8 protein-coding genes are annotated in these 11,134 nt (G+C 45.9%); 2 read left to right on the plus strand and 6 right to left on the minus strand.

Annotation, left to right across the window (positions count from 1 at the left end):
* Positions 1 to 997: oligosaccharide MFS transporter (locus AC5V8P_RS18155; protein ID WP_495473760.1), on the plus strand; the 997-nt coding region annotated here is incomplete at its 5' end.
* 65 nt (positions 998 to 1,062) lie between these two features.
* On the opposite strand, the gene AC5V8P_RS18160 is transcribed toward AC5V8P_RS18155, so the two are convergent.
* Complete coding sequence (locus AC5V8P_RS18160; RefSeq protein WP_063209110.1) at positions 1,063 to 2,766, minus strand: methyl-accepting chemotaxis protein; 1,704 nt, start codon at positions 2,764 to 2,766, stop codon at positions 1,063 to 1,065.
* Between the two features lie 29 nt (positions 2,767 to 2,795).
* Positions 2,796 to 4,073: an ABC transporter substrate-binding protein gene (locus AC5V8P_RS18165; RefSeq protein WP_064798157.1), complete on the minus strand. Its 1,278-nt coding sequence runs from the start codon at positions 4,071 to 4,073 to the stop codon at positions 2,796 to 2,798.
* 241 nt (positions 4,074 to 4,314) lie between these two features.
* On the opposite strand from AC5V8P_RS18165, the gene AC5V8P_RS18170 reads away from it, so the two are divergent.
* Complete coding sequence (locus AC5V8P_RS18170) at positions 4,315 to 5,163, plus strand: copper amine oxidase N-terminal domain-containing protein (RefSeq protein ID WP_064798158.1); 849 nt, start codon at positions 4,315 to 4,317, stop codon at positions 5,161 to 5,163.
* A 135-nt stretch (positions 5,164 to 5,298) separates the two neighbouring features.
* Here AC5V8P_RS18170 and AC5V8P_RS18175 read toward each other — a convergent pair whose 3' ends face one another.
* From AC5V8P_RS18175 to helD, 4 genes are all read right to left on the minus strand, one after another.
* Positions 5,299 to 5,640: a darcynin family protein gene (locus AC5V8P_RS18175; protein ID WP_063209115.1), complete on the minus strand. Its 342-nt coding sequence runs from the start codon at positions 5,638 to 5,640 to the stop codon at positions 5,299 to 5,301.
* An 81-nt stretch (positions 5,641 to 5,721) separates the two neighbouring features.
* Entirely contained in the window at positions 5,722 to 6,303 is a 582-nt protein-coding gene (locus AC5V8P_RS18180) for a Crp/Fnr family transcriptional regulator (RefSeq protein WP_081276884.1), read from the minus strand.
* A 123-nt stretch (positions 6,304 to 6,426) separates the two neighbouring features.
* Entirely contained in the window at positions 6,427 to 8,268 is a 1,842-nt protein-coding gene (locus AC5V8P_RS18185) for an adenine deaminase (RefSeq protein WP_064798159.1), read from the minus strand.
* 104 nt (positions 8,269 to 8,372) lie between these two features.
* Entirely contained in the window at positions 8,373 to 10,733 is a 2,361-nt protein-coding gene (gene helD, locus AC5V8P_RS18190; RefSeq protein WP_231116970.1) for an RNA polymerase recycling motor HelD, read from the minus strand.
* Positions 10,734 to 11,134: the final 401 nt, after the last annotated feature.

Below are 11,134 nucleotides of genomic sequence, written 5' to 3' on the forward strand. Positions count from 1 at the left end.
TGTGTACGGTCCATTGCTTCAAACGCAGTTCGTCATTGGTGCCATTGTTGGTGCACTATTTATCGGCCTGGTGTTTAATGCCGGTAACGGTGTTGTCGATTCTTATATGGACAAGGTATCGCGCAAATACGGTTTTGAATACGGGCGGGTCCGTATGTGGGGCTCACTCGGGTGGGCGGCCGCTACTTTTGTTGCCGGACGGGTCATCAATATCAATGTAAATCTGACCTTCTGGATTGCCTCCGTATCTGCCATTGTTGCCATGATTTGCATTTTTCTAACCAAAGTCGAAATTTCCGGACAGGAGCAGCAGAAAACAGAATCGTTGAAGCTCATTGATGTACTGCATCTCGTACGCACCACTAAGTTCTGGTTTTTGATGCTATTCATGGTTGGCGTGACCCAAATTTATGAGGTTTATGACCAGCAATTTGCCACCTATTTCGTATCTCAGTTCAGTTCCAAAGCAGAGGGCAATCAATTCCTTGGTGATTTGAGCGCTGTGCAGGTATTTCTGGAATTTGTGTTCCTGTTTGTTACCCCATGGTTTGTAAACAAAACGACCGCCAAGTGGGCATTGATTATTGCTGGGACGATCATGTCGTTACGTATTATTGGTTCTTCACTGCCATTCGGTTCCATATGGGTGGCTGCGATGAAAATGATTCACTCCCTGGAGAAACCGCTTATTCTGGTAGCCATCTTCAAGTACATTACCGTTAATTTTGACCAGCGGTTATCGTCCACCATGTATCTGTTGTATTTGTTTATGGGCTCACTGGTAGTATCCATTTTCTCACCTATTGTCGGACATATGTATGAAGTTCTGAATTTCCCGATGACTTATGTTATTTTGGGTTCTATTGCAGGTCTATTCACCATCATCTCCTGCTTCACACTGACAGCTGACAAGAAGAATGGAGAGCGGTATTTAGAAGAACGCCGTAAACAGGATCTGAAAAGAGCAGCTAAAAAAGCTGAAGCCGTTCACTCATAATTTAATGGCAACAATAGCGGTAGTCTAGGACTTGTTTTCCTCGTCCAGGGCTACCGCTATTTATTTTATATTTTGAATACAGACACCGTTTGATTCATCTCTTCCGCCCGCTTGGCAAGCATATTAGCACCTGCAGACACTTCCTCCATGGAGGCGGTAGTTTCCTCGACTACACTTGCGACAGTTTGAGTGGCATCTGCGGCCTGTTCGGAGATTTCAGCAATCTTCTTCATCGATTCCACCATAGAAACGGTTCCTTCATTTACGGATCTTGCTTCTACGGCCGCAGTGTCCACCTCACCGCTCACCTCTTCAACGGCACCGACAATTTCAGAAAAGACGTTACCGACACCTTCAACAAGCATCATGCCTTCATTTAGAGACTGAACACCTTCATTCATTGAAACTACAACTTCATCTGTTCTTAATGCGATTTCGTTGACCAGAGAAGAGATCTTACCCGTTGCTTCACTTGCTTGTGCCGACAAATTGCGTACTTCATAAGCGACAACTGCAAACCCTTTTCCATGTTCTCCCGCTCTTGCAGCTTCTATACTCGCATTGAGTGAGAGCAAGTTGGTGCGGGCTGCTATATCACTGATCATAGCTGTGATTTGTCTAATCTCCGCAGATTTTTCGCCTAGAATATTTACGACTTCAGCGGATTGAGTCACCTTGGTATGCACATCTCTTATTTGAGAAACAGTGGAAGACATTTGGGTTTTCCCGTTGGTTGCTTTTTCTTGTGCTTGGGTTGTAAGATTCGCCACATTCACAAAGCGATTGGTGATGTTCTCTACACTTTTAGAAACGCCTACCGAATAATTCAGCGTTTCAGCAATATCTGCAAGCTGTGTTTGAGACCCCTCTGCGACTTGAGTCGCACTTATAGCTATCTGCTCAGTAGCAATGCTTGTCTGTTCCGCGCTGGCCGTTAACTGTTCTGCCGTAGAGGCAACCAGTAAGGAATTATCCACAACTTCCTTTAAAAGGTTGCGCAGCGAATCGCACATTTCATTAAAATCGGAAGCCAGCTCCCCGACCTCATCTTTTGATCGGACCTTAAGGGGTTCCACTTGCAGGTTCCCTCTCGTTACCAGCTTGATCTGTTCCGCTATTTTTAATATGGGCTTAGTAAACGATTGAGCCAGTAAAAAAGAACCGATAATTCCAAGGATCGTACATATGATAGTCAAGGAAATCATTAAAAGTCTGCCTGAATGGTAAGATTGGCTCGATTGATTAGCGGCATCCGTAGCATACTGCTCATTAAGTAGCTTCAGTTTATTTACATCATCTAAAGCTGCCTTATAAACTGAGGAATTTCCATGGATGATCATATAGGCCATCACCTTGTCGTTTTCTTCCATGGCCGCAGAAACCACCTTTAGATGGCGAAGATACATTGCCCACTGACCATAAAAGTCGGTGAACAATTCTTTTTCCGCTGCCGTCGAGGCTAAACTTTGGTATTTATTTACACTCTTATCCATTGAAGCTGTAGCTTTGGTTAGTTCTTCTTGATAAGTGCTGCGAACGGCTGCATCCTCTTCGATTATCATGCGAACGGTCAGTCTATCGATTTCTGTAATCTGCTTGTCCATACCTTGAAGAAGGATAACCGCAGGTAAAGACCTGTTATTTACCTTATCAGAAGCCTCCCCCATTTCCGACATCTTGATGACGCCTATAACACTTGAAAGGGACAGTACGATTACCAGTATGAGCGCTGCACTAATTATCTTTTTCTTTAACGTTAATTTAAACACCCTTATCTTCCTCCCGTAACTGTCTGGTATCATCCCTGCTGAGCTTTCCAGTATATGCGTATTTGGCGCAACAACTCTGCCTTATCTATCTTTCCACTGATATAGCTTTGGATAGACGCTCCTGTGATGCCTCCATGATCAGGTGGAAGGGTTGCCATAAACGGCAGCGTCTTTCCGCTCGACATATATGACTTGATCGATTTACTCAAGGGATCGGAAGGCACCAGGTCAATATTCTTGAACGCCGGTATAACATTGACCTTGTTTACCAAAAGTTCCTGTCCGGACTTTTCGTATACTAGCCAGTTTAAAAACTTCTTTGCTTCCTCTTGCTGCTGAGGTGTGGTAGTGGTGGAGTCGATGAATATATATTTTGTCACACCGACCGTAATCTTGGAATTGATAGGATCATTCGTATTATCATTTAGCGGAAGAGGCAAGAAACCGTATTCCTCATTTGCTGTATCATTGCTCTTTATTCCATTCCAAGCCCAGTTGCCCATAAACCAAAGCCCTACCTTGCCCTCTCCCAAAGCTTTGGATCCATCCTCATACGTACTGTCCAAAGGCGCGTGCTTATTGATGTTGTTATCCTTGAGTAGATCTAAAGTTTGCACCCATCCAGACATTATATTGCTTTGGGACAAATCGATGGAGTTGTTCTGCATACCTTTAACAAACTCTGGAAAACCCCCAGGTTGAACAGAATAAGCCAGAGCCAGAAGATGAGAACCAAGAGACCAGTCCATTGGTGAAAGCATGACCGGTGCTACTCCCGACTTCTGAATTTTAGCCATTAATGAATTCAGGCTGCTTCTACTGTTGACCGAGGAAGCATCAAAATTCCCCCCTGCTGCTTTGTCCAACACTTTCTTATTGTAAATTAATCCGTAGCCTTCAACTGCAAATGGGAACCCCAACACAGTATCATTTTTCTTGACAGTATCGAGTCCATGTTCTATCGTATCGGCTATCCACTTTTCTTTACTTAAATCAACAGCTTTATCCAGGAATGTCTGCGTGTCGCCCGGATCAAGCATTGACATGGTAGCTGGGCTTCCTGAACCGTACATCGACATCAACTTTTGATATGCAGATGTCCCCTCAGGAGCAGTTATAATCTCTAAAGATGCTTCAGGATGCTCTTGATTGTATTGTTTTGCTAATTCTTCTAGTTGGGTTTTTATTTCAGATTTGGAATTCAAAAGTGTAATCTTAGTCATCTGCTGTGATACTGGTGAAGCCGAACAACCTATAAACATCATTAAACATACTAGAGAAACCGCAACTTTTAGCTGTTTTCTCATTAACTTTCCCCCTAAGGATGTACTTTGTAAATTTTATGAACAATATTCAATGTTATCGACATAATTCCCCAGGAAGATTAGAATTTTTTGGTTGGTAAATATCGGAATTCAATTAAATAGTACAAACTGGTTGTTACGTTAAGTTGATAAACAGGCAAGCGCAACAAACTTTATCCATTCGCGTCTTAATATGGTGGAAAGTTACTAGGTAACAAATTTATCAAAAAAGGAGCAATCTTTTATGAACAAGGCATTCTTTGGAGCTTTTCTTGCTATCTTTTTATGTATTTCATCGTCCACTGCTTATGCAGCACAAAATCAAATCAAAGTTGACGGTGTAACGATTACATCCGATGTGAAGCCCGAAATGAAAAATAAGCGCGTCATGGTGCCTCTACGTGTTATTAGCGAAAGTTTGGGGGCTAACGTCGAATGGTCCAATTCCGAGGTGATCCTCGTTAAAAGCGAGATGAAAGTAAAATTAGCAATAAACAAAAGCACAGCGGAGAAAAACGGTAAAAAGATACCGCTTGATGTAAAACCATATACGAAAAATAATCGCATATATGTTCCACTTCGTTTTATAGCAGAGGCGTTTGGCTGCAATGTCAATTACAGCAACTTTACAGTGACGGTGGATACTAAACCATTGCTCATCAACGGTGTTCAAGTAAAAGCACTTCAACAGGAATACCATATGATATTGGGCGGCGTAGTTCAGCAAATTCATGGCAATGCATATAATGAAACCATTTATAATATTTTCACAAAAAACAAAGGTGAAAAGGTCGAAGCACCTGAAAACTATTCTTGGAGCTTCACTATTGACACACCTGGGTCTTATTATAAAAATGCACAATACGATTTTTTAGATCAAAAGGGGAAAAGCTTAGCTCGTTTTGATGTGTATTCTTTAATCCAGTCCTTTCCTTCCGAACTTTTAGTCGGGTATCCCAAGTTTTTGATTCATGACGTATCCAAAAATGAGTGGTACTTGTTTAGCGATAGCGCAGCAAAATCTATTGATCAGTTAATTAATAATGCAACAAATAATGGATTTCTGAAGGTTATAAGTAATACAGTTGCATAAAGTGGTTTTTCTGATTATCATTTTCAAAAGATTAAAGGCGAATTCCCAGCTGAATAAAACAGCATGGGAACTCGCCTTGTTTAAAACCTGTACAAGCTCAACTCCTACTTTTACATAGTAAAGGAGTACGGGGAGTTATTTGTCCATCTGTAGCATTTCGGACTCATAGGCCTGAAATGCATTTTCCATCCCCATTACTACATCTTTAATCTTCATATATCCTTTGGTATACGGCTCCGAATCACGAATTTCTTCCCACATGTAGTGATATTGCCTCATATCCTCCGTTTCACATACGACGAAATCCGTATAGTCCTTTCCAGGCAGCGCTTCTGCATCAAAAAAACGAACCTGAACATGTTCGCTGTACTTCTGAATACGAGCCTGCAAGGCCCCCGCATGTTTGCGGCGTTCTTCCCGAGGAAGAGCCAACCAAGAAGGGTAGAATTCCAATAATACAATCATCATATAACGCATATGCCTATCTCCTTTTTAGTGAAACTTGAATGGATTTATCGTTATTGTACGCTGCTTGTCGCTAAGCCACATTAACATAGGTTAATGCAAATCGCTGCGCAGCAAACGACTAAGTGAAACGGGAGATACACCTATGTACGAAGCTATATGGTATTGTGCAACTCGTTTGTCCAACCCGGGATACTTGAGAAGAAAGGCATCATAACGCTCCCTGGCAGAAAGATATAACAATTCGCGTTCCCGTTCCTCTTTGCGAATGTACAGTCTTTCTACGCTTTTACGCACGAATCTTTCCCACATATGGCTTGTATCCATAAGCTCCTTCAGGACATGATATGGAATTTCAATAACAACCGAATCTTCCATGGCCTCAATCGTAAAGTTGGATGGTTTACCTTGAACCATAGCGCCATAAGAGGTTACATAATCATCTTCTGGTGAAAAACCAACATTATATTCTCTGCCATCTGCCAAAGTATAGAACAAACGGAATAATCCCTCCGAACAAAAATAAGCATGTTTCACAGGTTCCCCTGTTTCAATAAGATATGCCCCCTGCTGAACATGCCTCACACGGGTTTGCTCTACAAACCTGTTCCAATCCTGATCTATAATTGAGGCTTGATGAGCCATTTTTTCTAATGAACGATAATATAATTGCATTTCTTCACCCCCACAAAACGCTGTGTAAGAAAATCAAAGATATCTTCTGGACTATATAAGAAAACAGGGGCTATCCCTCAGGTCTGGGTAGACCTGCAGGACAACCCCCAGCGATGTGTTCTATCAGGCTTCCGTAGTATCCTCTTCCACGAAAAGAGACACCTTCCGTATACCGTCGGCTCCGATCACGACAAGTCCCTGATCCGACAAGCGAATTTCAGGGATAACGACCAATGCGAGCAGCGACAGTGTCATCAGCGCGTTGTTCAGCATGCAGCCGGCTTGCTGAAGTGCCCGGCTGATGCTTTCGGACTGCGCAGCCACCTCTGCAAACGGAGCTGGGGACATCAATCCGGCAATCGGGAGCGGGAAGCGCGTCTCACCCGAGGCGGATACGACCACCACGCCGCCACGTAGTGCAACGGCCTGCTTTGCCGCCTGAGTCATGAGCTCGTCATCATTGCCGATGACGAGCAGGTTGTGGCTATCATGCGCTACGGTCATGGCAATTGCGGCCGGCTCGGTGAAGCCTACGCCTGTCACAAGTGCCACCGCGTGGCTGCCACTGGCGTGATGTCGCTCGAAAACAGCGATTTTGCACAAATCCTGTGCAGGATCTGATGCAACTTCGCCATGACGCACCGGAACGGTCATCCGTACTTCCTTCGTATCCACATGATTTTCCGTGACACGAATTACTCGTACAGGTACCTTCCCCTCCTGTACTGGAGCCGCAATACGAAAATCAGCGGTACTCAGCTCTCGGCCCAAATGGACCGTGTCCATTACTTCCGCAGGATAAACGAAGCCTTCCCAATCAGCGACCATTTGTCCGTACTCGGCCACCAGTTGGCCCGCTGCGATGGTAGCCGTCACATTCACTTCAGCCAAGCGGCCATCCAGCAAGATAATATCGGCAATCGCACCGGGAACAATCGAGCCGATGTCCCGTGCCACGCCAAAGCGCTCTGCCGTATTCAGCGTTGCCATCTGAAAGGCCGTTACAGGCTTAACACCCTGCGCAATCGCATGACGCACCACGAAGTCCATCTGCCCTTCATGGAGCAGGGATTCCGCGCTGCGATCATCCGTCACCAGCATCATGCGGCGCGTATCGAGCCCCATTTCCGTGCTGGCACGGATCGTCTCGGCCACATCATGCCATGCGGAGCCTTGCCGCATCTTGGCATACATGCCGAGCCGGATACGCTCGGCTACATCCTCGGGCGTGACACATTCGTGGTCGCCCGTAATTCCCGCGGCTGCATAGACTGGCAGCCGCCAATCATCGGATGCCCATGTAAAATGGCCATCCGCCACCTTGCCGGCGCGCAGCGTAGCCTGAATTTCCCCGATCATCACATCGTCCCCATAGACGACGCCAGGGAAATTCATAACTTCGCCCAGCCCGATCATATCCGGACCCCAGCTTAGAGCCTCTGCCACTTCCGCCGGACCAAAAGAGGCACCTGTCGTTTCCAGCTCCGGGCCTGTGGAAGGCACGCAGGAAGCTACCTGCATGTAAGCAGCCAGCGGTGTCGTGCGTGCTTCGTCCAGCATCAGACGAAGCCCTTTTAGACCCAGCACATTGGAAATTTCATGCGGGTCAAAAAAACCGCCCGTCACACCCAGCGGCAGTACAGCCTTCGCAAATTCAGTCACGGTGAGCTGTGTACTTTCAATATGACAATGTCCATCCAGCAGACCCGGTGCCATATAACGACCTTCCGCTTCAATAATTACGGTGTCTTCTCCAATCGTATGGCTAACGTCTCTACCGACGTAGGCAATACGAGAACCTTGCACAGCAATAGACATGCCCGGTAACAATTCGCCCGATACCACATTGACCAGCGTTCCTCCGCGGATCACCAGCGATGCCTTGCGCTCCCCTCTAGCTGTAGCTATCAACTCGGGTACACAGTCCGCCAGCGGCGGGCGTTGAAATACTCTCTTCATGTCCATTACGTTTGTAACCTCCGTTTATGCTTCTAACCTGTTTGGCTTATTTGCTTATGTTACTGGAATACGCTCAATAATGCCAGCCGCCGTTAGAGAACACGGTCACTTTATTCCACTTTACGGATATACGTGTCCGATTTCTGTGAACTTACAAATGGCGTAATTTTCCCTATGCTATATATGTGCAGCAAATGCATTGCTCGCGTACAAGCCGTGTAGAACAATTTACGCTCACTTTCACGCTGATATTCTTGGGCCGATCCGTCATAAATGAGAACTGCATCAAACTCCACACCTTTCGCCAGATAAGCCGGGATGATGTGAATCCCCTTTTCAAAAGCAGGAGTTGTTTTCTTAATTAATTTTGGCTTTACTGGCAGTTGTCCTTCCAGTGCTTCGTAGGTCGCTGCGCTTTCATCAGCATTTTTACAGATCACCGCAATGGATTCATAGCCCTCTGCTAGCAATTTGGTAACCTTCCCAGCAATCAGTTGATGCAGCTTCTCACGCGAGTTCACCTCGGTGACTAACGGCTTCTCCCCCTTACGGTTAAACGGAACAATATGCTCCCCTCCTGCTACCATCCCCCGGGTAAACTCTACAATCTCCTGTGTGGAACGATAGCTGCGTGTCAGGGAGATCATCTCGGTCTGTTCTGCGCCATACAGGTCATACAATGGTTCCGCATCCTGAAGCACCGAAGCATGGGCGTAGATGGCCTGATTAAAATCGCCCAGTGCCGTCATTTTGGCCTGAGGAAACAATCGTTTGAAGAAAGCCAGTTGAAATGGTGAATAGTCCTGTGCCTCATCAATAAACACATGACGAATGTTGCTATTGGAACGGAAGCCTAGCATCAGCTCACGCAAATATAAAAAGGGCGTCACATCCTCATACGCTAATTCTCCAGCTTGAATGCGTTTCAGAGTTTGCCGACTAATTTCACCCCAGTGTACAGGTAGCTCTGCATGATTGGACAGTTGGCTTAATAGGGTCTCGTTCATAAACAGTTCGCTGTATAGGCGAGTTGTGTCTACGAAGCGAAGTGCCTTAATCCACTTGCGCAGGGGCTTTAAGCGGTCACTGACTACCATCCGTGCCAATATTTCTCTTTCACGCTTAAAATCATCGAAGGTATCGCCTTTATTCTTGGATTTACGGCGCATGCGGTTATATGCCCGCTGATAATCCTCTGGTTCCATCAGATCCATCTGCTGGTCTACCCAAGGAGCAGCGCATTCTTCCTTGCCAAAGCGGGCCAGCTCTTTGAGCATCCAATCGCGCAGCAGTTCCAATCGGTTTGCCAGCCGCACAGCCGAGTCGAATTCATAGAACTTACCTGCCATTTGCTCGACTGAAATCACCTCACGTCCCTGAAAACGAACAGGTTTAAAACGCATCCCCTCCTGTTCTAGGTGCGCCTTGTAGCCTGTAATCACATGCAAAAACGTCTTGGATGACTTAAAGCGAATACCTTCCATCCTAGCTTCATACCCAGGCTGGGACGATGCAGATAGCACATACTCCAGCTGCTCAAAAGGATCTTCTAGCTGAAACTCCCGGCCCAAACGCCGCTCCAAATATTCCTGAAACGTAGCCTGAAGCATATTTTCCTCCCCCAATTCAGGCAATACTGTCGAAACATAACTATTGAACATGGGGTTGGGCGAAAATAACACGACCTGATCCGCTCGCAAGCGATCCCGATACTTATATAGCAAATATGCTACTCTCTGAAGCGCAGCAGAGGTTTTACCGCTTCCCGCTGCCCCCTGAACAATAAGCATACGGCTTCGATCATCACGGATGATGCGATTCTGCTCCTTTTGAATGGTAGCGACAATACTTTTCATTTGAGCATCCGAGCTCCGGCTTAATACGGCTTGAAGGAGTTCGTCTCCAATGGTCACCCCTGTATCGAACATAAAGCGGATCTGTCCATCACGGATCGAGAATTGGCGTTTGAGCGTCAGTTCTCCTTCCATCTCCCCTACTGGGGTCTTATAAGAAGCGGGACCTGGCATATTATCGTAATACAGATTCGAAATAGGCGCGCGCCAGTCGTAGATTAGAAATTCCTCATCCTGATTATCCAGCAGGGAGGCAATCCCCAGATAAATACGCTCCGCAGCCTGCCCTTCCTCTGCAAAATCAATGCGTGCAAAATAGGGTGAGTCCAGCAACTTTTTCAAACGGCCTAACGCCTCAGTGGAATGCTTGTGTCTTCGTTCCCGTTCAGACAAAATCTCAGACTGCTGCCGCAAACTGGTGGACGTCTCGCCCACATCATCCGCCTCACTGAAATTGATCGTTACCTCATCCCAGAAGTCTTTACGCATATCGACGACATCGCCGCGCACAGAACCAACCTCTGTCTCCAGCTTCCGAATTCGGCCGCTAATGACTGTAGTCACATCTTCTACTCTTCGTTGTTCCTCATTCCATTGCTGCTCAGTAGTCACTGACATCGCTCCTGTTCCGTTTCCTCCTGCTCCGTGCAGGGCTCCCTTGTGTACAAACTATGGCTCTATTATGGACCCGGGCATACTCTTCACATCCCCCTGATCCGTGAAAATTGACTATTCCTTTGAAGCATGCTATAATGTAACAGTAAGTGTGTTAACAACTTATGCAACACGGCTTTACTATGTAAAACATAGCATCCTCTATTGTAGCAAGTTCAGTCCCTGTTCGCAACCAGCGGGCTTTTTTTGTGTTTTCTGGCAACCTTCCATTAGCCTGTTCCTATATCCTTAAATTCATTACATAAAAAAGCGACCGTCCATCGGTTTTGAACTGTGACCCCAATTGAGGACACTTTGAATAAAGCCCCCGCTTAGGCAGCCAATAGATGGCTTCTGAATTCGTC

The organism is Paenibacillus sp. N119s (assembly GCF_059447605.1).

Coding starts and splice junctions, on each gene's coding strand:
- helD (WP_231116970.1), bottom strand. CDS start 10,733: ATGTCAGTGACTACTGAGCAGCAATGGAATGAGGAACAACGAAGAGTA.
- AC5V8P_RS18170 (WP_064798158.1), top strand. CDS start 4,315: ATGAACAAGGCATTCTTTGGAGCTTTTCTTGCTATCTTTTTATGTATT.
- AC5V8P_RS18185 (WP_064798159.1), bottom strand. CDS start 8,268: ATGGACATGAAGAGAGTATTTCAACGCCCGCCGCTGGCGGACTGTGTA.
- AC5V8P_RS18180 (WP_081276884.1), bottom strand. CDS start 6,303: ATGCAATTATATTATCGTTCATTAGAAAAAATGGCTCATCAAGCCTCA.
- AC5V8P_RS18165 (WP_064798157.1), bottom strand. CDS start 4,073: ATGAGAAAACAGCTAAAAGTTGCGGTTTCTCTAGTATGTTTAATGATG.
- AC5V8P_RS18175 (WP_063209115.1), bottom strand. CDS start 5,640: ATGCGTTATATGATGATTGTATTATTGGAATTCTACCCTTCTTGGTTG.